This window comes from Rugamonas violacea, from assembly GCF_016461825.1.
In the GTDB taxonomy this organism is placed as follows: domain Bacteria; phylum Pseudomonadota; class Gammaproteobacteria; order Burkholderiales; family Burkholderiaceae_D; genus Rugamonas.
In genome coordinates this window covers 1-21,896 of sequence record NZ_JAEMNU010000128.1, presented here as the reverse complement: position 1 = coordinate 21,896, position 21,896 = coordinate 1, and the positions used below count along the sequence as shown (strand labels likewise).

The window sequence follows — 21,896 nt, the reverse complement described above, 5'->3', positions numbered from 1 at the left end:
GCCCCACCCCAGGTTTGCGCCTCAGGGGTTTTCTCTGCGACGCCTGCGCCCATTCCTCACGGCCCGGGCAACATCGCCGCCGGCCGGCTCCGCCGCCCCGCAAGCTCCGCGTTTTCCCCCGCCAACCCCGCCCCCGGCCCGCGCTGCCTTATAATGTCGCAGTTCCGGTTCCCCGGCCGTCCGGCCTCCGAACCCCTCCACCTGAGCCACCATGTTCACACCCCACGCCGAAACGGCGTTGATCCGCCATCTTGGCCTTGCCGACTACGAACCCACCTTCGCCGCCATGCGCGCCTTCACCGACGCGCGTACGGCGGACAGCCGCGACGAGTTGTGGATCGTCGAGCACCCGCCCGTGTTCACCCTGGGCTTGGGCGCCGACCGCGGCCACCTGCTGGCCGGCGCCGACAGCGTGCCCATCGTGCAGACCGACCGGGGCGGCGAAGTGACCTACCACGGCCCCGGCCAAGTGGTGATCTACCTGCTGATGGACCTGCGCCGCAACAAGCCCGGCGGCAAGTTGTACGCCCGCCAGTTCGTCCACAAAATCGAGCAGGCGATGATCAATGTCCTGGCGGCGTATAATCTCGCAGGCGAGCGCATCGACGGTGCCCCCGGCATCTACGTCGCCGAAGGTCCGCACAAGGGCGCCAAGATCGCCGCGCTCGGCCTCAAGGTGCGCGGCAACGGCTGCACCTACCACGGCCTGTCGCTCAATGTGGCGATGGACCTGACCCCGTTCTCCTGGATTAACCCCTGCGGCTACTCCGGCCTGGCAACGGTCGACATGCGCAGCCTCGGCGCGCAGGCGACCCTGGCCGAGGTGCAGCAGGCGCTGGCGCAAGAACTGACGCAAGTGCTGGAGGTGGCCGCAGAGCGGCCCGCCGGCAACCACCACGAATAACCAAACTACGCCCCTGTGGGCCCGCAGCCAAATGACCTCTGAGACCACCGACAAGATTGCTCCCGCTTACAACCCGAGCGAAAAGCAAAAAGGCGCCAGCAAAACTGCGCGCATCCCGATCAAGATCGTGCCGATCGAACAGATCGAGCGTCTGAAAAAGCCGGACTGGATCCGCGTCAAGGCCGCCTCGGCCTCGACCCGCTTCTACGAGATCAAGGACATCCTGCGCGAGAACAAGCTGGTCACCGTCTGCGAAGAAGCCAGCTGCCCGAACATCGGCGAATGCTTTGGCAAGGGCACCGCCACCTTCATGATCATGGGCGACAAGTGCACCCGCCGCTGCCCGTTCTGCGACGTCGGCCACGGCCGTCCCGATCCGCTCGACAAGGAAGAGCCGGGCAACCTGGCCAACACCATCGCCAAGCTGCGCCTGAGCTACGTGGTGATCACCTCGGTCGACCGCGACGACCTGCGCGACGGCGGCGCCGGCCACTTCGTCGAGTGCATCCAGAACACCCGCGCGTTGTCGCCCAACACCCAGATCGAAGTGCTGGTGCCGGACTTCCGCGGCCGTCTGGACAAGGCCCTGGCCATCTTCAAGGACGGCCTGCCCGACGTCATGAACCACAACCTGGAAACCGCGCCGCGCCTGTACAAGGAAGCCCGTCCCGGTTCCGACTACATGCACTCGCTGCAACTGCTCAAGGAGTTCAAGGAGCTGTATCCGAACGTCAAGACCAAGTCCGGCATCATGGTCGGCCTGGGCGAGACCGACGAGGAGATCCTGCAGGTGATGCGCGACATGCGCGAACACAACATCGACATGCTGACCATCGGCCAGTATCTGGCGCCGTCCAACAGCCACCTGCCGGTGCGCCGCTACGTGCACCCGGACGTGTTCAAGATGTTCGAGGCGGAGGCCTACAAGATGGGCTTCAAGCACGCCGCCGTGGGCGCCATGGTGCGCAGCTCCTACCACGCCGACGAGCAGGCCCAGGGCGTGCTGGCGCCGCTGTAACACGGTAACAAATCCCGGCGGATGGTCGACCAGCCCGGCCGCCGCTTCCCCTGGTGCGAGCGTCGGCGGCCAGACCGCTCATCCGTGAGCCGTCGCCGGACCTTGGCGTGGCGCCCAAAGCTTGAGGACATCAAAACGTGAAACTGATATGCTATCTTATCGATTTGCATACCGGTAGACGGGGTCACTAAACATGCTTGGCGAACTCTTGGTCAAACCTGCGGCGGGTAAGCATGCCATTGAGGTCATGGCGCTCGCCGTTGAGTGGGGCGTTCCCGTTTCTTCCGACGTGATCGCCGCGATACGGGCATTGCATGATGGATCTGCGTTGCTGCGCGAGTTCCTGCCCCGTGCCGAAGCCCTGCAAGAATTGACTGTGAGCATAGGCAAGGACGGCCCGTCGGTGGGCATGGCCGAAGCCGGTGGCTTGCAGCTGTCCCGGCACAGTGCCGATGGCAAGCCGACATGGTTGGTACAGGCCCGTCCAGATTTGTTGTCATGCAGTTGCATGGAGTACGATCGATGGGAGGCCACCAAGCCAAAGGCGCTGGATGTCCTTATGCCGCTCATTGCGCTTGTGGCGGCGCAGGATTACCCTATGCAGGCGGTGGGGGTCCAGTATCAAGACGCGTTCCGTGTCGACACAAATTCTCCGATTGCCGCAACGCGTCAACTGTTCCTGGATGGGACTGCTTGGTTGAGTCCGCGCATCTGGTCCGAGGACGCGCCGTGGCATATTCATCAAGGCTGGTTCTCTGCTGGCATGGACGGTCGCCTGGTGCATAACGTCATGAACGTGGACCTTACAACGGATGAGCAAGGCTGTCTGTTGCGTATCAATGGGCAGCACCGTATGTTGGAACGTGGCCACGCGAAGGGCGCCAGCGTGATCCCCATTCAACCATCGGATGTGGCGCTCGCGCTCGACAGCCTGCATATCGAAAACAAACGTGTGCTGGTTCAGCTTCTTAGCCAGAGCGTCTGCGATCAGATCGGCCTGAAGGTCTTGGAGACAAAATGAACCTGACACTTGCTTCTACTGCCAGTCCCAAGTATTTCATGCCCGTTTCCGGGGTTGCCAGCACCGTTGACTATCGTGGCGGACTTGTGCGGGAGCTGGCGCAGCGGGTTCAAGGCGTTTCCAAGCACCATCGCAATGTCTTCTCCAAGATGTCATGGCAACTCGACCAACTGGGCAGCTCCGCGCTCATGGACGCATACGCGGCTCAGCTCGACGAGATTGAGCGTCTTCGTGCGGTTCCGGCGAATTGGTCGACCTTGCCCGTGGCGGCGCCAAATGCCGAGCAGCTGGCCTCGGCCCAGCGCGGACTCCTCATGCTGCTGCTGGAAGGCGTTCCAGCCCCGAAGGTCATGTTGATGAACGATGGCACCTTGGCCGCGTTCTGGCGCCACAGCGACATGTATGCGAGCATCGACTTCGATACCGATGGCGAATTCCCCTGGTCCGCCGCGCGGGAACTCGATGTCACATCGGGCAGCTGGTCGGGTGGAACGCTGCCGCCTCAGCTGCGCGACGTCATCGGCGCCTAGGCGGGCCGATGGCCTGCGAAGATCTCGGCCGTTACGCAGGACCAGCGGACGAATTCGTCACGTTCGCCATTGGCGTTGATCCTTTGGGCGGCTGCCAGCGTGTTCAGGTCGGCAGGACATCGCCGGGACCGATCGCTGACGACGAGGTGTTGGCACGTTTTGTGTTCGAACCCGCACACACGTCGCGCCTGAGCGGCGAAATTGACGAGACTGTTGTCTTGGATGCGTTCAAGTACGGAGCATCGGTGAACCGTGTCCGGATTGATTGGACACTCGCGCTTCCCGCGCTTCCCGCGCTTCACCGGCAAGGCGAAGCGTTGGCCGAGCGAATCCGCAGCGGGTCGACAGAGCGTCCGCCACAGCCGGAACGACAATACCTCGGTGTTTTACGCTTCGTCGCCGACGGTGCCCGTGCGCTGAGTGTCGATGCGATGCCGGCGCGCATGCGTCTCTACGACACATCGTTGCCCGACGACCCACTTCATGGCGATATCGTTGCCAATTGCCACGGCCTGTCGAAAGTCCAAAAGAAGGAGTTGCGTGTGCGTCTGTTCCTACTTGTGCAGAAGTCAGGGTTGTTTCCGTCAATTTGATGAAAAAAGAGATTCCTTACGCCGAAATGCGAACTGGCCGACGTCTATAGTCTGACTATAATTCTTTTATAGTTCGCTATAGTAGGTGAGCGCCATGCCGTCCGCAGCAGCGGTTTTTCATCGCCCTGAACTGGTTCGCAAGCTGATGAAACAGATTGCGCGGCGAAGGATTGTTGGCCTGGCTCGACTAGTCCGCTAGTGGTGGCAGCCGATCTCCAGCCGCAGGCCGCCCGGTGCCGCGAAAAAGAATTGGCTGCCGCGCCGACTTTGGCTGATCTCCTTGTCCACCACCACGCCGGCCCGGCGCAGGCGCGTGTGGGCGGCGTCGACCTGCTCGTGGTTTGCCAGGATGAAGCCGAAGTGGAAGCCCGGCGGATAGGCGGGCGGGCCGTCTTCCGTTTGCTGCAGCACCAGGTCGAAACCGTCGCCCTGTAGCGCGATGATGCTGCGGTCCGGCTTTTCCAGCGTCACCGAGAAGCCGAAGTGCTCGACCAAAAACGCCGCCATCTTGGCCGCGTCGTCGACTTGCAGATTCAAGTGATTCAATTTCATTGATTTTCCCCTTAAATTGAGCATTCTTCTGATGCGGCGAACAGTTGTTTGCCGCCCTGTCGCGAGGCTTGCACGGCGGTGAAACTGTGTGTGCGCATCTGCTGTTCATAGTTGGCGATGGCGTCCAGCAGGGGCAGCCGGCCGACGGCCGCCTCGCCCAGCGCCTGTGCCAGCGCGGCCGCGTCGAACAGCGCCGAGTTGGCGCCCAAGCCGCTGGCCGGACTCATCGTGTGGATGGCGTCGCCGAGCAATGTGACCCGGCTGGCCGGCCACGGCGCCAGCTTGGGCGCGGCGCGCACCGGCAGCAGCGTGGCCGCATCCGGCGCGGCGAGTTCGAACAGCGCGCGCAGCGGCGCCGGCCACGGTTGGACCAGTGCGGCGATGCGCAGGCGCAGCGCCGCCTCGGACCAGCGCAGCGGGTCGTCGGCGGCGATGCCGAAGCTGGCGCGCCGGCCGATCAGCGCCCAGTACAGGTAGTCGCTTGTCCGCTCCAGAGTGGCGACACCGCCGACCTCGCCGACTTTGCTGACCTCGCTGACTCCGCTGACCTCGCCGACTTCGCCGCCTCCGCCGACCCCGGTGGCCCCGCCGCCCCCGGCCGGCGCCGCCGCGTCGAAGCGCATGGTGTCGACCACCAGCGCCAGTCCCTGCTCGAAGATCACCGAGGTTCCCGACTGCAATTGCGCGGCGACCTTGGCGCGCGTCGCCGCGTCCAGCACGGTTTTGCCGTAGCAGCAGACGTCGCCCGTGTCGACCGGCGCGGCGGTGGGGAAACGCTGCTGCCGCACGTTGGAATGGACGCCGTCGGCGCCGACCAGCACGTCGGCCTCGGCCATGCCGCCGTCGTCGAAATGGAGGATGACGCCGTGCTCGCCGCCTTCCTCGTAACGGTTCAGCGCCTTGCCGAAATGCACCTTGCCCTCCAGCCCGCTCAGCAGCAGCGCGCGCATGGTCTGGCGGTCGGCGCGCAGGTCGGGCACGGCGTCGGCCTGGCCGTCGTCGTCGTCGTGCCAGTCATCGACCCACTTCCCTTGCAGCGGCGCCAGCCGCGTATCCAGGGTGCGCACGCCGCCCGCTTCCAACGCGCAGCCGCGCTGGAAGCGCGCATACAGCGCCGGCGGCAGGCAGCGCGCCAGCGCCGTCTGGCCGGTCCGGTCGATGCGCAGACGGTAGCCCTGGCGGCGCTGCGCCGGCGCGGCGTCCCTCTCGTAGACCTGCACGGCGATGCCGTGTTGTTGCAGCCCTTGGGCCAGGCATAGCCCGCCCAGTCCGGCGCCGACGATGGCGACGCGCAATGGTGTGATCGTCATGTCTCTCCCTTTCCAATGATGGCGATGCGAGCAACCATTATTGGACGGCGGGGGGCGGAACTGATAACGTTATCGAGTCAAAAAATATTGAGATTGAGCCATGCCGCAGCCGATGCCATCGAAGCCCGTGCCCGACTTCAGCGAGCAGGCCGACGGTCCGCCCTTGATCGCCTTGTGGAACGAGGACGGGCCGGACAGCCAGTTCCGCCTCGGCACCCGCGAATACGCCAGCCACAGCCATCTGCGCGGCCAGCTGTTCTGCGTGGAAAGCGGCCTGCTGCACGTGCGCACCCACCACGGTTCATGGCTGCTGCCGCCGCACCGCGCCGGTTGGATACCGCCCGGCCTGGAGCACCAGGTCAGCGTCAGCGGCGCCATGAGCGGCTGGAGCATCCTGCTGGCACCGCCGGCTTGTGTGTCCCTGCCGGCCCGGCCCCGCGTGGTCGGCGTCAACGAGCTGATGCGCGCCCTGGTGCGCCGCGCCGCCTCCTGGGCCGGTCAGCCGCGTCTGGCGCAGGAGCAGGAAAGGGTGGTGGCGGTGTTGCTCGACGAGATGCGCCAGGCGCCGCAGCAGCCGCTGCATCTGCCGATGCCGTCCGACCGACGCCTGCTGCGCGTGGCCAAGGCGATACTGGCGCAGCCCGACGCCCGGCGCAGCTTGGCCGACTGGGCCGACTGGGGCGGCATGTCGGCGCGCACGCTGAGCCGGCAGTTCCGCGCCGAGACCGGCAGCAGCTTCGCCCAGTGGCGCCAGCAGGCCGGTCTGACGCACGCCTTGGAACGCCTGGCGCGCGGCGACCCGGTCGCCGTCGTCGCCGACGCGCTGGGCTACGCCACGGCCAGCAATTTCATCGTGATGTTCCGCCGGGCCTTCGGCGCGTCGCCGGGGCGCTACTTCGCCGGCGCCGCCTCAGGGCAGGCTGCACTTGCCGCGCAGGACGGCGGAGATGACCCAGGGCAGTGACAGCGGCCCGACCACGCCGATCGGCCCGATGTGGGCGGGTTGGTGCTTCAGGGCGTTGTCGTGCAGGCAGTCCGGCACCCTGGCTTGGTTGAACGCCGCCGTCATCCGCGCGCTGGTGGGGTCGCCGCTGTAGATCTCGGGGCCGGACTTGAACGCCGACACCGGCGCGGCCTCGGCGTGCAGCACATCGCTGATCGCCTGCTTGATGACCGCGTCGGGAACATAGAACGGCGCCGGCGCCGGTGCCGCTGCCGGTGCCGCTGCCGCTGCCGCCGCCGGTGGCGCTGTCGCTGCCGGCGCCGCTTCGCTTGCCACGGCGCCGCCGGCGAGCGCGAGATTGACGGCGATAACCAAGCCGGCGATTGCTGACTGCATCATTTTTCCTGACTTTGGGAAACGATATGGAAAAACAATAACATAGCCGAAGCCGTTGGTGACGCCCAACAGTGTCACCCATGCTTACATTTTCGGAAACACCTTCTCGCCCAGAAAGTCGATCAACACGCGCAGCTTGGGCGACAACTGCTTGCTCGACGGCCACAGGATCTGGAAGGAGCCGCTGTGTTTGGTGTGCTCGGCCAGCACGGCGCGCAGGCGGCCCTCGGCCAGCGCGGCGCGCACGGCGAAGTCGGGCAGGCAGGCGATGCCCAGGCCCTGCTCGGCGCAATGGATCAGGGTGTCGATGGTGTTGCAGCCGAGGACAGTGGGCAGGCCGGCGGCATGCAGCTGCTCCCAGCCCGCCACCGGCCAGGCTTCGACCTTGCCGGTGCTGGGGAATTTGTAGAGCAGGCAGCGGTGCCGCCGCAGATCGGCCGGCAGCGCCGGCGCGCCCTGCCGGTCCAGATAAGCCGGCGCGGCCACCAGTTGCAGCTGGAAGCTGCCCAGCTTGCGGCTCATCAGGCGTGAGTCGGCCGTCTCGCCGACCCGCACCACGGCGTCGAAGCCCTCCTCGATGACGTCGACGCGGCGGTCGGTGCAGTCGAGGTCCAGCTCGATCTCGGGATAGGCGCGGGCGAAGGCCGCCAGCACCGGATTGAGCAGGCCGCCCACCAGTGGCAGGCTGATGCGCAGCCGGCCGCGCGGCGCCGCCATGCTGCTCGACAGCGCCTGCTCGGCCTGCTCGATCTCGCCGAGGATGCGGCGGCAGCTTTGCAGGAAGACGCCGCCCTCGGCCGTGAGCGTGATGCTGCGCGTGCTGCGGTGGAACAGGCGCACGCCCAGCCGCAGTTCCAGCCGCGCCACGCTCTTGCCGATGGCCGACGCCGACACGCCCAGCACCCGCCCGGCGGCGACGAAGCTGCGCGCCTCCGCCGCCTGCACAAAGGCCGCCAGGCCGCCCAAATGATCCATGCTTTTTCCTTTTGATTGAGGACGATAGTGTCCGCTATGAGCGGAACTGTAGCCCATTTTTCTATCGCCGGCGCGGCGCTAAGCTGGGCATCCCCACTAGCGAAGGAGTTTGCATGTCCGATTTCACCATCCCAAATCAACACCCGGCCGATCCGGCGCTGGCCGCCCGCATCGACGCCGTGTTGGCGCGCACCTTGGCCGAGCAGCGCCTGGTCGGCGCCGTCGTGCTGGTCGCCCAAGGCGGCCGGCTGGCCTACCAGCGCGCCGTCGGCATGGCCGACCGCGAGGCGGGCCGGCCGATGCGCGAAGACGCCCTGTTCCGCCTGGCCTCCGTCTCCAAGCCCATCGTCTCGACCGCCGCGCTGGTGCTGCTGGCGCAGGGCCGCCTCGATCTGGACGCCGCCGTCTCCCGCTACCTGCCGTACTTCCTGCCCCGGCTGGCGGACGGCACGGCCGCCGTCATCACCGTGCGCCACCTGCTGACCCACACCGCCGGTCTGAGCTACCGCTTCTTCCAGCCGGAGGACGGCAGTTACGCGCGCGCCGAGGTGTCCGACGGCATGGACGACAGCCGCGTCAGTCTGCGCGACAACCTCGCCCGCATCGCCGCCGCGCCGCTGCTGTACGCCCCGGGCACCGAGTGGAAGTATTCGATCGCCACCGACGTGCTCGGTGCCGTGATTGAACAGGTCAGCGGCCTGGCGTTGCCGCAGGCCGTGGCGCAACTGGTGACCATGCCGCTGGGCATGCTCGACACCGCCTTCACGGCGCGCGACCCGCAGCGGCTGACGGCGGCCTACGCCAATGCCGGCCCGGCGCCGCGCCGCTTGGGCAGCCCCGACTGGATTCCCTTCCTCGACGGCAGCGCCGGCTTCCACCTGGCGCCGGACCGCGCGCTTGACGCCGCCGCCTACCCCTCCGGCGGCGCCGGCATGGTGGGCTCGGCGGGCGACCTGCTGCGTCTGTTGGAAACCCTGCGTCGGGGCGGCGCGCCCTTGCTGCCGGCGGCGCTGGTGGCGCAGATGGGCAGCAACCAGATCGGCGAGCTGCCGATGGCCTTCTGGCCCGGGCGCGGCTTCGGCCTGGGCTTCACCGTGTTGAAGGACCCGGCCGCAGCGCGGAGTCCCGAATCGGTCGGCACCTGGCGCATGGGCGGCACCTATGGCCACTCCTGGTTCGTCGATCCGCAGCGCGAGTTGAGCGTGGTGGCCTTCACCAACACCGCGCTGGAGGGCATGGCCGGAGCGTTCGTCGACCAGCTGTGCCACGCCGTCTATGGCGGCACGCCGGCCGCCGCTTCCGCTTGCTCCACCGCCGCCGCCGCCGCCGACACCGACACCGCCGCCGCCGCCGCCGCCGTTTGCGCCAGCGCCGCCGGAGCGCGGCCGTGACAGGCCGCCAGCCGGTCTGCTTCATCGCGCTCGGCCTGTTCGGCCTGTACTGCATCGAGTTCGGCGTGGTTGGTATCCTGCCGCAGATCATCGAGCGCTTCCACGTCACGGCGGCGCGCGCCGGCCTGTTGGTCGGCCTGTTCGCGCTGGTGGTCGCCGTGGCCGGCCCGGCGCTGGTGCTGCTGGCCGCGCGCTTCAAGCGCAAGCGCGTGCTGGCCGGCGCGCTGCTGTTGTTCGCCGTCGTCAGCGCGCTGTCGGCCTACGCCCCCAGCTTCGGCGCGCTGATGGGACTGCGCCTGCTGGCGGCGCTGTTCCATCCGGTGTATTTTTCGCTGGCGATGGTGGCCGCCGTCTCGATGTATCCGCCGCAGCAGGCCACACGCGCCAGCGCGCATGCCTTCATCGGCACCAGCATGGGCATGGTGCTGGGCATTCCGCTGACCACCTGGGTCGCCGCCCGCTTCGGCTATGAGATGTCGTTCCTGTTCTGCGCCGCCGTCAACTTGGTCGCCGCCGGCGGCCTGATCGCCAGCCTGCCGCCGGCACCTGCCAGCGGCCGACGATCCTACGGCAAGCAGTTGGGCATCCTGCGCCGGCCGCCGCTGTGGCTCAATATCGCCGCCGCCACGCTGGTGTTCGCCGCCATGTTCTCGGTCTACGCCTACGCCGCCGAGTATCTGCGCCAGCGCACCGGCATGGATGGAGGAACGATCGGTGTGATGTTGGCGATCTTCGGCGTCGGCGGTGTGCTGGGCAATTTGCTGGCCGGCCGCCTGCTCGGCAAGGGCATGCTGGCGACCGTGCTGCTGCATCCGCTGGCGCTGGCCGGCGCCTACGCGATGCTGTACTTCTTTGCCACGCCGGCGCTGGCGCCGATGGCCGTCATCGCTTTGTTCTGGGGCGCCGCCCACACCAGCGGCCTGATTGTCACGCAGGTCTGGCTGAGCGCCGAGGCGGTGGACGCACCGGAGTTCGCCACCGGCCTGTATATCGCCTTCATCAACCTGGGCGTGACCATCGGCTCGCTCGCCGGCGGCTGGGCCATCGAGCGCTTCGGCATCCAGGGCAGCATCGCCAGCGGCCTGCTGTTCGCCGCGCTGGCCATGGCCATGGTGGTGTTGAAGGTGGTGTGGTATGGCGCCGCGCCGCAGCCGCTCGCCCGGCCCGCCGTGGCGGCGCCCGGTTAGCGCCGGCAGCGGCCAAAGCGGCCAAAGCGGCCAAAGCTGCGCTGGCGCCAGCGCGGCCGCCCCGGCTTCCGCGCCGGCGCCGCTTGGGTTGGGGTGCCTCAGGCGCCGTTGCCGGCCTTGCGCAGGACGATGCCGCCGGGCGGCAGGATGAATTGCCGTCCGACGGATGCGGCGGCGCGCTCGACGACGGCGAGGATGTCGTCGTAGTCGAGCGCGACGCGCAGATCGCGCGCCACGTCGAGCGTCTGCGGCGACGGTTGGAACAGGAAGCCGAGATCGGCCTGGCGCAGCATGGCCAGGTCGTTCAGCGCGTCGCCTACGGCCAGCACCCGGTGCCCGTCCTGCTGCAGCAGTTGCACGGTCTCCTCCTTGCCGCGTCTGGGCAGGAAACGGCAGCCGTCGATGAAGCCGTCGGCGTCGACCGACAGGCTGTGGCACTGCAGTTCCACCGGCCCCAGCGCCGCCGCGAAAGGCGCCGCCAGTTCGACAAAGGCGTCCGACAGCACCAGCACCCGGTGCTGGCGCCGCAGCGCCGCCAAGAAGCCGGCGGCGCCTTGCAGCGGCCGCAGCGTGGCGACGATGCGCTGGACGTCGACCAGGCGCAGTCCGTTCCTGCGCAACAAGGCGATCCGTCTGAGCATCAGCTGGGGATAGTCAGGCTCCTCGCGCGTGGTGACGGCCAGCCCGGGAATGCGGGCCAGTTGTCCGACATGCGGCCACATCTCCGGCACCAGCACACCCTCCAGGTCTATGCATGCGATGTTCATCCCGCCCCCCACCTAGTGGCTCAAGTTGGCGAAGGCCAGCGAGGTGCCGAGCGCCATCAGGATGGCGCCGATCAGCTTGTCGATGGCGCTTTGGTGGTTCAGCATGCGCGAGCGGAAGGCCTGCTGCGAGAAGAACAGCGCGACCAGGCCGAACCAGAAGAAGTGGGTGGCCGACATGAACAGGCCGTAGCCGAACTGGGTGGTCCACGGCGTGCCGGCCTGCACCACCTGGGTGTAGGTGCTGACGACGAACAGCGTGGTCTTGGGATTGAGCGCGTTGGTGAAGAAGCCGTTGCCGACCATGCGCAGCGGCGAGACGGCGTTGGCGCCATGCAGATCGATAGTCAGTTTGGCTTTGTTGGCGAAGGTTTTCCAGCCGATGACGATTAGGTAGAGGGCTCCTACTATCTTTATCAGGGTGAATAATGTGGGTGAGTGGGCGATAATCAGGGCGACGCCGAACATCGTGTAGAACACGTGCACCTGCACGCCCAGCGCAATGCCGAGCGCGGCGAGCAGGCCGGCGTTGCGGCCGTATAAATAGCTGTTGCGCGTTACCATCGCGAAATCCGGCCCCGGGCTGATGGTGGCGAGTATGGTGATGAGGGCGACGGCAATGAGCTCGGTCATGTTGCTTTCCTTCTGAGATGGGAAGACCGCGCGGCGTGGCGCCGCGCGATGCTGGTGCTGCTGGCGCTGCTATTTTTTACGGAAGGTCACCACCAGCACGTCGCGGCTGGCCGGCTGGTCGACGTCGAGCTGGACGATCGGCGTCACGCCGTGCAGCACGTGGTGGTCGTTGACGATGGCGGCGTCGAACAGATCGGTCAGGGTGAAGCTGTCGATGCGCTGCTTGTCCAGGTCATAGATCTGGGTGCAGCCGTTGACCACGTTTTTGCGGTTGATCATCAACATCAGCACGAAGTTGACGCCGTCGCGGTGCACACCCTCCGGCGTCGGCTTGCCCTCGGCGGCCAGCTTGGCGTCGATGCGGAACTGGTGCACCTCGATGTGCCAGTGGGCGTACGGCGACAGGCGGCCGAAGATGCTGCAGCAAAAACGCAGGATCGCCGTCATCGTCGGGCCGCGCAGGACCTGCGGCGCGATCGGCTGGTAGTGCCGGGCGATGCCGCCGTTGAGGTTGTTGTAGCTCAGGCTTTGGTAGTGCGGCTGGTGCGGCTCCACGTACACCACGTGGCTCGACGGCAGCGCGCGCAGCGTGGCGTGGCGGCGCGAGCGGTAACGGCCGCCGTCGGCCATGTACTCGTCGCAGGGCATGTCGTTCCAGCTGTCGCGGAAGGCCGCCAGATCGGCCAGCGCCTCCGCGTTGCCCTCGACCAGATGCTCCCTCATTCGCTCGGCCGGAATGAAGCAGCGGTCCTTGCGGGTGATCAGGTTGCAGAGTCGATCAATGGCCATATCCGGTGCGCAAATCTGGCCTTCATCCAACAAAATAGTCATGTTAAAAGTTCCTGGTTACGCATCATTCGACGCACAGTTATCGGTGAAAAATCATCGTCCTTCGAGGTGGAACGACGGCTCCGTTCTTCAAGTTTCTGATTGAAATTATCGATACATTGCCGGCACCGGAAAAGCGATTTATACTTTCGATAACATGTGAGAAAAACTAACAGATGATGAAACATCAATGAACCGCCAGGCACCGCTCAATTCGCTGCGGTTTTTCGAGGCCGCCGCGCGGCTGGGCAGCTTTGTCCAGGCGGCCGACGAGCTGCACCTGACGCACGGCGCCGTCAGCCGGCAGGTGCGCCTGCTGGAGCAATCGCTGGGTATCGCCCTGTTCGAGCGGCGCAATCGCGGCGTGTTCCTGACACCGCAGGGCGAGCAGCTGTGGGCGGCGACGCAGTACGCCTTCGAGCACCTCAACGCCACTATGGAGGCGTTGCGCCAGCCGGCGCGGCACGCCCCCTTGGTGCTGTCCTGCGAGCCGACGATCTCGATGAAATGGCTGATCCCCCGGCTCGGCGATTTCTACCAGCGCCATCCCGAAATCCAGCTGCACATCTTCGCCTCCGGCGGTCCGGTCGCCTTCCAGCGCGACGGCGTCGACATCGCCCTGCGCCGCAACGACTTCAAGTGGGACGCCAGCGTCCACGCCGCCGCCGTGTGCGACGAGTGGATCGGTCCGGTCTGCGCGCCGAGCCTATTGAAACGCAAGCAACTGCATCTGCCGGCGCAGCGCATCCTGCACACTTCCTCGCGCAAGACGGCATGGGCCAGCTGGCGCGGCGTCAGCAAGACGGCGGCCGAGCACAGTGGCAGCCAGACCTACGAGCATTTCTATTTGACGTTGCAGGCGGCCGGCGCCGGCCTGGGCGTGGCCATCAGCTCGGTGTTCATGGCGCAGGACGAGATCGCCGGCGGCCGCCTGGTGGCGCCGTTCGGCTTCGTGCGCGACGGCTCGGAGTATTGCCTGCTGTCGCTGCTGCCCTTCGATTCCGACCCGCGCCGCGCCGCCTTTTTGAAGTGGATGCGCCAGCAGATGCGCTACGCGCCGGCCTGAGACGATAGGCGACGTTCCCGCGATCGACGGGTGGAAAGTTGCTATCATCAATGCATGCGGTCGTGGTCCGGCCAGCCACCCAGGAGCAAGCGCGATGAATCCACCATTCACCCCCGAGTATTTCAACCACATCAGCAAGGGCAGCCTGCCGGCGCATCTGGGCATCGTCGTCACGGCGGTGGGCGACGGCGAGGTAAGCGCCGAGTGCGAGGTGACGGCCAAGCTGCTGGCGCCGAACGGCTTCCTGCACGCCGGCAGCGTGGTCACGCTGGCCGACACCACCTGCGGCTTCGGCTGCATCGCCCAGCTGCCCGAGGGGGCCAGCAGCTTCACCACCATCGAGCTCAAATCCAACCACCTCGGCACGGCGCGCGAGGGCAGCATCAGCGCCACGGCCAAGCTGGTGCACCAGGGCCGCACCACCCAGGTGTGGGACGCGGTGGTGAGCAACAAGGCGACAGGCAAAACGATAGCGTTGTTTCGCTGCACACAGATGATCCTCTATCCGAAATAGCATGTGAAAATGGGCACTTGCTGCGCACCGATAGGATGACCACCATGACATTGAGTAAACACATAGGCGCCGCTTTGCTGCTGGCCTCCTCGCTGGCCTGGGCGCAAACGCCCTACACCGAGGATTCGACCTTCCAGGGCCTGGGCGGCAAGGCGGGCATCAAGAAGATCGTCGACACCTTCATCCCCATGGTGACGGCCGACGTGCGCATCAAGGAGCAGTTCGTCGACACCGACTTGAAGCAGCTGGCCGAGCGGCTGGCCGAGCAGCTGTGCGAGTTCAGCGGCGGCCCCTGCAAGTACACCGGCAAGTACAAGGACCGCGACATGTCGACTGCGCACATCGACCTGAAGATCAGCAACGCCCAGTTCAACGCGCTGACCGAGGATCTGCAACTGGCGATGGCGGCGCATGGCGTCGCCAACGCGGTGCAGAACAAGCTGATCGCCAAGCTGGCGCCGATGCAGCGCGATATTGTCACCAAATAAGCGTTACGAAATCAGCGTCGCCAAATAAGCGCCATGCCATCGGCGTCGTTTGGCCAGAACAAGGAAAACCCCATGCGCCATCTCCATACCACCCTGCCCCGCTTGGCCTTGTTGGGCTGCGCCCTGTTCGCCGGCGCCAGCGCCTCGGCGCAAAGCAAGCCGGATATGGGCAAGTTCCTCGCCACCGGCGGCGTCTCGCAGCTGGAGGGCGCCGGCGGCGGCGGCATCACGCCGTGGGCGCTGATCACCGGCTACGGCACGCGCGACAGTTGGGGCGCCAACGCCCACTACACCTACGTCGGCACGCAGGACTACACCCTGGGCAGCTACGGCGTGGCGGTCGGTATCGCCGACCGGCTCGAATTGTCGCTGGCGCGGCAGGATTTCCAGGGCAGCCTGGCGCCGCTCGACCAGCTGCGCATCAAGCAGGACATCGTCGGCCTCAAGCTGCGCGTGGCCGGCGACGCCGTCTACGAGCAGGACCGGCTGCTGCCGCAAATCGCCATCGGTGTGCTCTACAAGCGCAACAAGGGCATAGGCGGGCTGGGCGCGCTGGGCGTGAGCAGTGTCAAGCAACTGGGCGCCAAGGACGATCACGGCTACGACTATTACGTGGCCGCCACCAAGATCTTGTTCGAACAAAGCCTGCTGCTCAACGCCACGCTGCGCGCCACCCGCGCCAACCAGATGGGCCTGCTCGGCTTCGGCGGCGACCAGGGCGACAGCCAGCGCCTGATGCCGGAGCTGTCGGCCGCCTATCTGCTCGACCGCAAACTGGTGCTGGGCGCCGAATACCGGCGCAAGCCGCACAACCTGGGTGTCGACCACGAGAAGGCCTATTACGACGTGTTCCTGGCCTGGTTCCCGTCGAAGAATTTCTCGGCCACCGTGGCCTACGCCGAGCTGGGCGACATCACCGTCTTCAATCCGAAGAAGCAGCACGGTGTGTACCTGTCGCTGCAGGCCGGCTTCTGAGCGGTGTCTGCGGCTACCAAGCACCCAAAGGCAGAGAGCCGGGGTCAGACCCGCTGGGTCTGACCCCAGATTTGCGCCTGTGGGTTTCTTGACTTGGCGGTTCGGTGCGGGATGAAAAAGGGACGCCTCGGCGTCCCTCATCGATTCATTGCCCGCTTCCCCGGTCCTATCCCCGCAGGGCTTTTTCCAGCAGCTTGTGCAGCGCCGGGAATTCCGGTTCGCCGACATAACGCTTGAGGATCTTGCCGTTGCGGTCGATGACGAAGGTGGTCGGCGTCATGGCCACGTTGCCGTAGGCCTTGGCGGCGTCGCCGGCCGTGTCCAGCGCCACCTTGAACGGCAACTGCCGCGTTTCGGCGTAGTTGACCACGTAGTTCGGTGGATCGTCGCGCATCGCCACGGCGACGAACTCCAGGCCCTGCGATTTGTATTTGTTGTAGGTTTCGACCATTTTCGGCATCTCGGCCACGCAGGTGGCGCAGGAGGTTGCCCAAAAATTGACCATCACCACCTTGCCGTGCAGGCTCTCCGGCGTGATCTTCTCGCCCTTGATGCTCATGAAGGTCACGGCCGGCGCGCTGCTTTGCTGGTTCAGCGAGACATAGGCGGCCACGCCGACGGCGGCGATGGCCACGGCGGCCAGCGCGGGCTTGAGCCAGGCTGTGGAATTGGAGCGGGATGCGTGCATAAGATGTTCACCGTCTGATGGCAGGTGCGAACATTATAGGCCGGTATTCTTAAGACCGTTTGAATACGCCGAATGCGCGCGCGGGGCGGACATTTGGTCCGCCCCGCGCGGTCAAGCGTCGGCTGGCTTAGTTGCTGCCGGCCTGCTGCTTGGGCGCGGCGGCGGGAGTCGGCTGGTAGCTCTTCCACTCTTCCTCGGTGATGTACTCGAAGATTTTCACCACTTTCTGCACGCCGCTGACGCCGCGCGCCACGTCGGCGCCGATGGTGCCTTCGCGCTGGGTCACGCGACCCATCAGGTAGACGGCGCCACGCTCGGTCACCACCTTGAAGGAGTTGGCCGAGATGTCCTTCATGTCGACCAGGCTGGCCTTGACCTTGGTGGTGATCAGCGCGTCGCTGGAGCGCGAGGTGTAGCTCGACAGGCCGGCGATCTCCAGTTCGTTGGCCACCGAGACCACGCCCTCGATGCCGCGAATCTCGCGTTCGACCGCATCCTTCATGGCCTGGTCGCGCACCTCGCCGGTCAGCAGGACGCGGCGGTTGAAGCTGTTGACGTTGATGTGGCCGGCGTCGCCGACCAGGTTCTGCAGCTTGATCTCGCCCTTGACGGCGATGGTCTTGTCCTCGGTCTGCGCGCCGAAGGTGCGGCGGTCCGAGGCGGCCACGGTGCCGATCACGGCGCTGCCGACGAGCATCTCGACACAGCCGGTCAAGGAAGTCAGCAGCGCGCCGCACAACAAGCTCATTACCAGCGGACGTTGCAGGCGTTTCCAGCCCGGGCCCTGGTCGAAATTAGTCATTCGCGTCTCCTCCGAATAGCGCGACGTCGATGCCGTCGCAAATGCAGTGTATGGTCACCAGATGGACTTCCTGGATGCGGGCGGTGCGCTCGGCCGGCACGCAGATGTGCACGTCGGCGTCGGTCAGCAGCTTGCCGATGGCGCCGCCGCCGTTGCCGGTCAGGGCGACGACGCGCATTTCGCGTTCCAGCGCCGCCTCGATGGCGGCGACGACGTTGCCCGAGTTGCCCGAGGTGGACAGCGCCAGCAGGATGTCGCCGGCCTGGCCGAAGGCCTGCACCTGTTTCGAGAAGATCTCGCGGTAGCTGTAGTCGTTGGCCACCGCCGTCAGGATCGAGGTGTCGGTGGTCAGCGCCAGCGCCGGCAGCGGAAAGCGTTCGCGCTCGAAGCGGCCGACCAGCTCGGCGGCGAAGTGCTGGGCGTCGGCGGCCGAGCCGCCGTTGCCGCAGACCAGAATCTTGTTGCCGTTCGACAGAGCGGCAAACATCATGTCGATCGCCTGCGCGATGGGCTGCGCCAGCACGGTGGCGGATTGGATTTTGATTTCGGCACTTTCGTGGAAGTGCGCCAGGATGCGTTGATTATTCATAGTGTCGTGATTATAGTGCAGTGGCCCGGCGCGCCGGACAAGCGCGGTAAAAAATGCTTACATTTGCAGCACGTTGCGCAGCCAGCTCAATTCGGCGCCGTCGATCGCCACCACGTCGAAGCGGCAGGACGGCAGACGGGGGAAACGCAGTAAATAGTATTCCGCGGCGCGCTGCATGCGCAGCTGCTTGCGCGGGCCGATGCTGGCGGCGGCGCCGCCGTGCTTGCGGTCGGCGCGCCGGCGCACCTCGACGAAGACCAACTGGGCGCCGTCGCGCATGACCAGGTCGATCTCGCCGAGCTTGCAGAGGAAGTTGCGCTCGACCAGGGTCAGGCCCTGGCCCTCCAAGTGGGCCAGCGCGGCGTCTTCGCCCTGGCTGCCCAGGCGCTGGCGCTCGGTGCGCATGGCGGTTTGGCGCGCGTCGTGGCGGCGCTCAGGGCGCCACCGGCTGCGGCACGCCGTTCTTGTACACGGCCGCTTGCTCGACGCGCTCGAAACTGGCCGTTCCCTGGCCGAAGCTGACCGCCAGCCGGCCGGTCACGCCGTCCAGCACGAAGCGGCCGCTGGGCTGGCGGGCGATCTGGCGCGCCACGCGGAAGGCGTCGATGCCCAGCGCGTAGAGCCGTTCCAGGTCGGCCGCGCCGGGGCGGCGTTCCTGCGTTTGCGGCGGGCGCGGGTAGACCATCACCGCCGGATGGTCGCGCTGGATCTGCCAGGGCAGGTCGAGCAGGCGCACGCCGTCGAGCTCCTGGTCGGGGAAGTTGCTGCCGTTGCCGGGATTCAGGGCCGAGGTGCCGTACAGCGGCAGCTCGCTGCCCAGCGCGGCGCGCAGCTGGCGGGTCTGGTCGGCGCCCAGCGCGGCGAACACCAGGTCGGGCGCCTCGCCCTGCACGCGGGCGCGCAGCTGCACCAGCTCGGGGTCGCTCAGGTAACCGTTCGGCGCCGTCAGCTCGACCAGCCGCACCGGCCGGCCCAGGCGCTGCCACTGGGCGACGAAGGCGGCGGCGCTGCGGCGCTGCCACGGCGTGGCCGTGGCGACCACCAGCGCGCTGCTGTTCGGATGCTCGGTGCCGGCCCACTGCGCCGCCTGGCGCGCCTCCTCCTCGATCGACAGGCCCATCGCCAGCATCTGCGGCGGCAAGGCGGTTTCGGCGGCGCCGCCGTGGCCCTCGGGGTAGTTCAGGGCGATGGTCGGCTTGGCCACCAGGGCGCTGGCGGCCACCGCGCCGACGGCCGAGCGCGACAGCGGTCCGACCACCAGGTCCTGTCGCTGCAGCGCGTCGGCGTAGTTGGCCAGCACGTCCTGCGCCACGTCGCCGGTCTCGATGACGGTGACGGCGATGCCGTCGCGGTCGCGTTCCCAGGCCGCCATGAAGCCGTCGCGCAGCGCCGCGCTGGCCTGGCCCAGGGCCTCGGAGCGTAGCGGCAGCAGCAGGGCGATGCGGGTGGTGTTGGCCGGCGCCGCGGTATCATTGCCGGCCGCGCGGCGTTCATCGGCCGCCGCGCCGGCGCCGGGCGGCTCGACGGCGAAGGTCTCGACGCGGGAAGGCTCGGCCGCCTCCGGCTTGGCCACCGGCGCCGGCGCGTAGACCATCAGCGGCGGCGCCATGCTTGTGTTTGACGAAATAGGCGCGCACAATCGGCCGGGCGCGCCGCAAGGCGTGCTGCAGCCGGCGACGGCGGCGGCGCCCGCGCCCAACAGCAGCAACTTCACACTTTTAGCCAGCATCCTACCCCCAAATGACCGTACAAGAATTCAGCCCCATCGCCAGCCTGCCCATCATGGGCGAAACGGCGCACCAGACCTATCCTAGCGCAACATTGTATGTAGTGGCGACCCCGATCGGCAATGTGACCGACATTAGCCTGCGCGCGCTGCACGTCTTGAGCCTGGTCAACGCCGTGGCCTGCGAGGACACCCGCAACACGGCGCAGCTGATGACCCGCTTCGGCCTGCACAAGCCGCTGATCGCCGCCCACCAGCACAACGAGCGCGAGGTGGCCGAGACCTTGATCGCGCGGCTGCAGGCGGGCGAGCGGATCGCCCTGGTGTCGGACGCCGGCACGCCGGCCGTGTCCGACCCGGGCGCGCGCATCGTCGACGCGGTGCGCGCCGCCGGCCTGCGCGTGCTGCCGCTGCCGGGCGCCTCGGCGGCGGTGACGGCGCTGTCGGCCAGCGGCCTGGTGAACGACCAGTTCTACTTCGTCGGCTTCCTGCCGGCCAAGGCCAAGCAGCGCGAGAATTTTTTGCAGACGCTGCGCGCGGTCACCGCGACGATGGTGTTCTACGAGGCGCCGCACCGCATCCTCGACTGCGCCGGCGCGCTGGCGGCGGTGTTCGAGCCCGAACGCGAGGTGGTCTTCGCGCGCGAGCTGACCAAGATGTTCGAGGAGATCCACCGCTGTCCGCTGGCCGAGGCCGAGGCTTGGATCAAGGCCGACCCGCACCGCGAAAAGGGCGAGTTCGTCGTGCTGCTGGCCGGCGCGCCGGCCGCCGCGGACGAGCAGGACGTCGAGGCCGAACGCATCCTGAAGATTCTGCTGGCCGAGTGCTCGGTCAAGCAGGCCGCCAACCTGGCGGCGCAGATCACCGGCCGCAAGAAGAACGCGCTGTACGACCGCGCCTTGCAGATGAAGGCCGACGGCGACGCCGAAGACTAGGCCGGCAGCGGCGTCGGCGTGGTCGCCACACGCGCCGCTGGCCACGCCACCACGGCAGCGGCGCGCAGCGCGCGGCCGCCTCACCACTTGCAGCCGCTGTCCTTTTTGTCCATCAACAGGAACAGTGGCGCCAGCAGGCCGCCAGGGACGCCGTCCTTGCAGTTGGCCCGCTTGGCGCCGGCGATGTCGCGCGCCAGCTTGCCGTCACGCTCCTCCGGGTACAGCGGCTTCTTGTCGAGTTGCGCCACGGCGGTGCCGGCGCGCGCCGGATCGTCGAGATTGTTGGCCAGCTTGCGCGCGCTCTTGCGCGCCGCCTCCATATCGAACTTGGGTTTCTGCTCCGCCGCGAACAGGTCGGCGCGCTGCTCGCCGGCCGGCGACGGCAGGCTGATTGGTGGCGCCGGCGCGCCGGCGGGCTTGGCCGCGCTCGCTTCGGTCGCGGCGGCGCGGCGCGGCGTGCGTTCGGCGCGCTGGCGTGCCGGCCTGGTTTTGGGCGCGGGCGTGGCCGGCGGTGTTGGCGGCGGCAGCAGGCGCGCCACCGGCGGCGGCACGGGGCGCAGCCAGACAGTCAGCGTCGGCGCCGGCCGCGCCGGGTCGACTGGCGGCGGCTGCCAGGCGAAGCGGTAGGCCAGGATCAGTAGCGCGTGCAGCGCCAGCGACACCGCCAGGCCGGTGCCGATGCCCCAGCGCCGCTTGGCGGCGGTGCCGTACAGGACGGGGGCGGTGACGGCGGGAAGAGTGTGCATCGTGGTTTTTCTGCTAAGGGCAAAATCAGCTCCATAGTCTCACATTGAAAAAATATCGCAATGATCTAAACTGAATTTGCCAAGGCCCTTGACGGACGTTCATCCGACTTGTATTATCTTGCTTCTTCGGAGTGTGGCGCAGCCCGGTAGCGCACCTGGTTTGGGACCAGGGGGTCCAAGGTTCGAATCCTTGTACTCCGACCAAAATTTAAAATCCCCGTGTGATGGAAACATCACACGGGGATTTTTCTATGCGCGCGCGGTTTGTGATGCCGACATCAACCCAGCGGCGTGGACCTGGGGTGGGGCCCCCCCGGGGGCG

Annotated in this window: 26 protein-coding genes and 1 tRNA gene; 14 read left to right on the top strand and 13 right to left on the bottom strand. The window is 66.9% G+C overall.

Annotation, left to right across the window (positions count from 1 at the left end):
• Window positions 1-211: 211 nt before the first annotated feature.
• The 5 genes from lipB (at window position 212) to H7U20_RS24540 (ending at window position 4,066) form a co-directional block, all read left to right on the top strand.
• On the top strand, window positions 212-904 hold the full coding sequence (lipB, locus tag H7U20_RS24560) for a lipoyl(octanoyl) transferase LipB (protein WP_199761772.1): 693 nt from the start codon (window positions 212-214) through the stop codon (window positions 902-904).
• A 31-nt stretch (window positions 905-935) separates the two neighbouring features.
• Entirely contained in the window at window positions 936-1,922 is a 987-nt protein-coding gene (gene lipA, locus H7U20_RS24555; protein ID WP_199761771.1) for a lipoyl synthase, read from the top strand.
• A gap of 193 nt (window positions 1,923-2,115) precedes the next feature.
• Window positions 2,116-2,943 carry a TIGR04255 family protein gene (locus tag H7U20_RS24550; RefSeq protein ID WP_199761770.1) on the top strand — a complete coding sequence of 276 codons (828 nt, stop codon included), beginning with the start codon at window positions 2,116-2,118 and terminating at the stop codon, window positions 2,941-2,943.
• Window positions 2,940-3,473 (top strand): hypothetical protein, encoded by a 534-nt coding sequence (locus H7U20_RS24545; RefSeq protein WP_199761769.1) that lies wholly within the window; start codon window positions 2,940-2,942, stop codon window positions 3,471-3,473. Before H7U20_RS24550 ends, H7U20_RS24545 begins: the two co-directional genes overlap by 4 nt.
• An 8-nt stretch (window positions 3,474-3,481) precedes the next feature.
• Window positions 3,482-4,066, top strand: a complete 585-nt coding sequence (locus tag H7U20_RS24540) for a hypothetical protein (RefSeq protein WP_199761768.1) — start codon at window positions 3,482-3,484, stop codon at window positions 4,064-4,066.
• A gap of 195 nt (window positions 4,067-4,261) precedes the next feature.
• Here H7U20_RS24540 and H7U20_RS24535 read toward each other — a convergent pair whose 3' ends face one another.
• Both H7U20_RS24535 and H7U20_RS24530 read right to left on the bottom strand, forming a co-directional pair.
• Entirely contained in the window at window positions 4,262-4,618 is a 357-nt protein-coding gene (locus H7U20_RS24535; RefSeq protein WP_199761767.1) for a VOC family protein, read from the bottom strand.
• Window positions 4,619-4,629: 11 nt separating this feature from the next.
• Window positions 4,630-5,928 (bottom strand): FAD-dependent oxidoreductase, encoded by a 1,299-nt coding sequence (locus H7U20_RS24530; RefSeq protein ID WP_199761766.1) that lies wholly within the window; start codon window positions 5,926-5,928, stop codon window positions 4,630-4,632.
• A gap of 100 nt (window positions 5,929-6,028) precedes the next feature.
• Here H7U20_RS24530 and H7U20_RS24525 point away from each other — a divergent pair, with 100 nt between their 5' ends.
• A complete protein-coding gene (locus H7U20_RS24525) occupies window positions 6,029-6,892 on the top strand; it encodes an AraC family transcriptional regulator (RefSeq protein WP_199761765.1) in 864 nt (287 codons plus the stop codon).
• Here H7U20_RS24525 and H7U20_RS24520 read toward each other — a convergent pair.
• Both H7U20_RS24520 and H7U20_RS24515 read right to left on the bottom strand, forming a co-directional pair.
• A complete protein-coding gene (locus tag H7U20_RS24520) occupies window positions 6,839-7,267 on the bottom strand; it encodes a hypothetical protein (RefSeq protein WP_233411055.1) in 429 nt (142 codons plus the stop codon). The genes H7U20_RS24525 and H7U20_RS24520 overlap by 54 nt on opposite strands.
• A gap of 84 nt (window positions 7,268-7,351) precedes the next feature.
• Window positions 7,352-8,242 (bottom strand): LysR family transcriptional regulator, encoded by an 891-nt coding sequence (locus tag H7U20_RS24515; RefSeq protein ID WP_199761763.1) that lies wholly within the window; start codon window positions 8,240-8,242, stop codon window positions 7,352-7,354.
• A gap of 113 nt (window positions 8,243-8,355) precedes the next feature.
• Here H7U20_RS24515 and H7U20_RS24510 point away from each other — a divergent pair, with 113 nt between their 5' ends.
• Window positions 8,356-9,633, top strand: a complete 1,278-nt coding sequence (locus H7U20_RS24510; protein WP_199761762.1) for a serine hydrolase domain-containing protein — start codon at window positions 8,356-8,358, stop codon at window positions 9,631-9,633.
• On the top strand, window positions 9,630-10,820 hold the full coding sequence (locus tag H7U20_RS24505) for an MFS transporter (protein ID WP_199761761.1): 1,191 nt from the start codon (window positions 9,630-9,632) through the stop codon (window positions 10,818-10,820). The genes H7U20_RS24510 and H7U20_RS24505 overlap by 4 nt, the downstream gene beginning before the upstream one ends.
• 98 nt (window positions 10,821-10,918) lie before the next feature.
• Here H7U20_RS24505 and thrH read toward each other — a convergent pair whose 3' ends face one another.
• The 3 genes from thrH to H7U20_RS24490 form a co-directional block, all read right to left on the bottom strand.
• Window positions 10,919-11,587, bottom strand: a complete 669-nt coding sequence (gene thrH, locus H7U20_RS24500) for a bifunctional phosphoserine phosphatase/homoserine phosphotransferase ThrH (protein ID WP_199761760.1) — start codon at window positions 11,585-11,587, stop codon at window positions 10,919-10,921.
• A gap of 12 nt (window positions 11,588-11,599) precedes the next feature.
• The gene (locus tag H7U20_RS24495) at window positions 11,600-12,217 is read right to left on the bottom strand and encodes a LysE family translocator (protein WP_199761759.1); all 618 of its coding nucleotides are present in this window, start codon (window positions 12,215-12,217) and stop codon (window positions 11,600-11,602) included.
• A gap of 69 nt (window positions 12,218-12,286) precedes the next feature.
• A complete protein-coding gene (locus H7U20_RS24490; protein WP_199761758.1) occupies window positions 12,287-13,048 on the bottom strand; it encodes a 2OG-Fe dioxygenase family protein in 762 nt (253 codons plus the stop codon).
• A 187-nt stretch (window positions 13,049-13,235) separates the two neighbouring features.
• Between H7U20_RS24490 and H7U20_RS24485 the strand changes: the two genes are divergently transcribed.
• The 4 genes from H7U20_RS24485 to H7U20_RS24470 all read left to right on the top strand — a co-directional run bounded on the left by H7U20_RS24485 (window position 13,236) and on the right by H7U20_RS24470 (window position 16,088).
• Window positions 13,236-14,111: a LysR substrate-binding domain-containing protein gene (locus H7U20_RS24485; protein ID WP_199761757.1), complete on the top strand. Its 876-nt coding sequence runs from the start codon at window positions 13,236-13,238 to the stop codon at window positions 14,109-14,111.
• A gap of 94 nt (window positions 14,112-14,205) precedes the next feature.
• The gene (locus H7U20_RS24480; protein ID WP_199761756.1) at window positions 14,206-14,625 is read left to right on the top strand and encodes a PaaI family thioesterase; all 420 of its coding nucleotides are present in this window, start codon (window positions 14,206-14,208) and stop codon (window positions 14,623-14,625) included.
• 44 nt (window positions 14,626-14,669) lie between these two features.
• The gene (locus H7U20_RS24475; RefSeq protein WP_233411054.1) at window positions 14,670-15,113 is read left to right on the top strand and encodes a group I truncated hemoglobin; all 444 of its coding nucleotides are present in this window, start codon (window positions 14,670-14,672) and stop codon (window positions 15,111-15,113) included.
• A 72-nt stretch (window positions 15,114-15,185) separates the two neighbouring features.
• On the top strand, window positions 15,186-16,088 hold the full coding sequence (locus H7U20_RS24470; protein ID WP_199761754.1) for a DUF3034 family protein: 903 nt from the start codon (window positions 15,186-15,188) through the stop codon (window positions 16,086-16,088).
• A gap of 166 nt (window positions 16,089-16,254) precedes the next feature.
• Here H7U20_RS24470 and H7U20_RS24465 read toward each other — a convergent pair whose 3' ends face one another.
• From H7U20_RS24465 to H7U20_RS24445, 5 genes are all read right to left on the bottom strand, one after another.
• Window positions 16,255-16,776: a TlpA disulfide reductase family protein gene (locus H7U20_RS24465; RefSeq protein WP_199761753.1), complete on the bottom strand. Its 522-nt coding sequence runs from the start codon at window positions 16,774-16,776 to the stop codon at window positions 16,255-16,257.
• A gap of 127 nt (window positions 16,777-16,903) precedes the next feature.
• On the bottom strand, window positions 16,904-17,578 hold the full coding sequence (locus tag H7U20_RS24460) for a BON domain-containing protein (protein ID WP_199761752.1): 675 nt from the start codon (window positions 17,576-17,578) through the stop codon (window positions 16,904-16,906).
• A complete protein-coding gene (locus H7U20_RS24455; protein WP_199761751.1) occupies window positions 17,571-18,167 on the bottom strand; it encodes a phosphoheptose isomerase in 597 nt (198 codons plus the stop codon). Before H7U20_RS24455 ends, H7U20_RS24460 begins: the two co-directional genes overlap by 8 nt.
• A 57-nt stretch (window positions 18,168-18,224) precedes the next feature.
• Window positions 18,225-18,572 (bottom strand): YraN family protein, encoded by a 348-nt coding sequence (locus H7U20_RS24450; RefSeq protein ID WP_199761750.1) that lies wholly within the window; start codon window positions 18,570-18,572, stop codon window positions 18,225-18,227.
• Between the two features lie 28 nt (window positions 18,573-18,600).
• Window positions 18,601-19,776, bottom strand: coding sequence for a penicillin-binding protein activator (locus H7U20_RS24445; protein WP_233411053.1), 1,176 nt, complete (start codon window positions 19,774-19,776; stop codon window positions 18,601-18,603).
• A 131-nt stretch (window positions 19,777-19,907) separates the two neighbouring features.
• Here H7U20_RS24445 and rsmI point away from each other — a divergent pair, with 131 nt between their 5' ends.
• Window positions 19,908-20,828: a 16S rRNA (cytidine(1402)-2'-O)-methyltransferase gene (gene rsmI / locus H7U20_RS24440; RefSeq protein ID WP_199761748.1), complete on the top strand. Its 921-nt coding sequence runs from the start codon at window positions 19,908-19,910 to the stop codon at window positions 20,826-20,828.
• A gap of 80 nt (window positions 20,829-20,908) precedes the next feature.
• Here rsmI and H7U20_RS24435 read toward each other — a convergent pair whose 3' ends face one another.
• Entirely contained in the window at window positions 20,909-21,574 is a 666-nt protein-coding gene (locus tag H7U20_RS24435; RefSeq protein ID WP_199761747.1) for a hypothetical protein, read from the bottom strand.
• Between the two features lie 127 nt (window positions 21,575-21,701).
• Here H7U20_RS24435 and H7U20_RS24430 point away from each other — a divergent pair.
• Window positions 21,702-21,778, top strand: a tRNA-Pro gene (locus H7U20_RS24430).
• The last annotated feature ends 118 nt before the right edge of the window (window positions 21,779-21,896 follow it).

Bases quoted from the DNA above. Each gene is read 5' to 3' on its own strand.
- H7U20_RS24455 (WP_199761751.1), bottom strand. From the start codon at position 18,167: ATGAATAATCAACGCATCCTGGCGCACTTCCACGAAAGTGCCGAAATC.
- H7U20_RS24520 (WP_233411055.1), bottom strand. From the start codon at position 7,267: ATGCAGTCAGCAATCGCCGGCTTGGTTATCGCCGTCAATCTCGCGCTC.
- H7U20_RS24525 (WP_199761765.1), top strand. From the start codon at position 6,029: ATGCCGCAGCCGATGCCATCGAAGCCCGTGCCCGACTTCAGCGAGCAG.
- H7U20_RS24515 (WP_199761763.1), bottom strand. From the start codon at position 8,242: ATGGATCATTTGGGCGGCCTGGCGGCCTTTGTGCAGGCGGCGGAGGCG.
- thrH (WP_199761760.1), bottom strand. From the start codon at position 11,587: ATGAACATCGCATGCATAGACCTGGAGGGTGTGCTGGTGCCGGAGATG.
- H7U20_RS24485 (WP_199761757.1), top strand. From the start codon at position 13,236: ATGAACCGCCAGGCACCGCTCAATTCGCTGCGGTTTTTCGAGGCCGCC.
- H7U20_RS24470 (WP_199761754.1), top strand. From the start codon at position 15,186: ATGCGCCATCTCCATACCACCCTGCCCCGCTTGGCCTTGTTGGGCTGC.
- rsmI (WP_199761748.1), top strand. From the start codon at position 19,908: ATGACCGTACAAGAATTCAGCCCCATCGCCAGCCTGCCCATCATGGGC.
- H7U20_RS24450 (WP_199761750.1), bottom strand. From the start codon at position 18,572: ATGCGCACCGAGCGCCAGCGCCTGGGCAGCCAGGGCGAAGACGCCGCG.
- H7U20_RS24480 (WP_199761756.1), top strand. From the start codon at position 14,206: ATGAATCCACCATTCACCCCCGAGTATTTCAACCACATCAGCAAGGGC.
- H7U20_RS24435 (WP_199761747.1), bottom strand. From the start codon at position 21,574: ATGCACACTCTTCCCGCCGTCACCGCCCCCGTCCTGTACGGCACCGCC.
- H7U20_RS24460 (WP_199761752.1), bottom strand. From the start codon at position 17,578: ATGACTAATTTCGACCAGGGCCCGGGCTGGAAACGCCTGCAACGTCCG.
- H7U20_RS24545 (WP_199761769.1), top strand. From the start codon at position 2,940: ATGAACCTGACACTTGCTTCTACTGCCAGTCCCAAGTATTTCATGCCC.
- H7U20_RS24495 (WP_199761759.1), bottom strand. From the start codon at position 12,217: ATGACCGAGCTCATTGCCGTCGCCCTCATCACCATACTCGCCACCATC.
- lipB (WP_199761772.1), top strand. From the start codon at position 212: ATGTTCACACCCCACGCCGAAACGGCGTTGATCCGCCATCTTGGCCTT.
- H7U20_RS24490 (WP_199761758.1), bottom strand. From the start codon at position 13,048: ATGACTATTTTGTTGGATGAAGGCCAGATTTGCGCACCGGATATGGCC.
- lipA (WP_199761771.1), top strand. From the start codon at position 936: ATGACCTCTGAGACCACCGACAAGATTGCTCCCGCTTACAACCCGAGC.
- H7U20_RS24540 (WP_199761768.1), top strand. From the start codon at position 3,482: ATGGCCTGCGAAGATCTCGGCCGTTACGCAGGACCAGCGGACGAATTC.
- H7U20_RS24465 (WP_199761753.1), bottom strand. From the start codon at position 16,776: ATGCACGCATCCCGCTCCAATTCCACAGCCTGGCTCAAGCCCGCGCTG.
- H7U20_RS24530 (WP_199761766.1), bottom strand. From the start codon at position 5,928: ATGACGATCACACCATTGCGCGTCGCCATCGTCGGCGCCGGACTGGGC.
- H7U20_RS24445 (WP_233411053.1), bottom strand. From the start codon at position 19,776: ATGGCGCCGCCGCTGATGGTCTACGCGCCGGCGCCGGTGGCCAAGCCG.
- H7U20_RS24550 (WP_199761770.1), top strand. From the start codon at position 2,116: ATGCTTGGCGAACTCTTGGTCAAACCTGCGGCGGGTAAGCATGCCATT.
- H7U20_RS24535 (WP_199761767.1), bottom strand. From the start codon at position 4,618: ATGAAATTGAATCACTTGAATCTGCAAGTCGACGACGCGGCCAAGATG.
- H7U20_RS24510 (WP_199761762.1), top strand. From the start codon at position 8,356: ATGTCCGATTTCACCATCCCAAATCAACACCCGGCCGATCCGGCGCTG.
- H7U20_RS24475 (WP_233411054.1), top strand. From the start codon at position 14,670: ATGACATTGAGTAAACACATAGGCGCCGCTTTGCTGCTGGCCTCCTCG.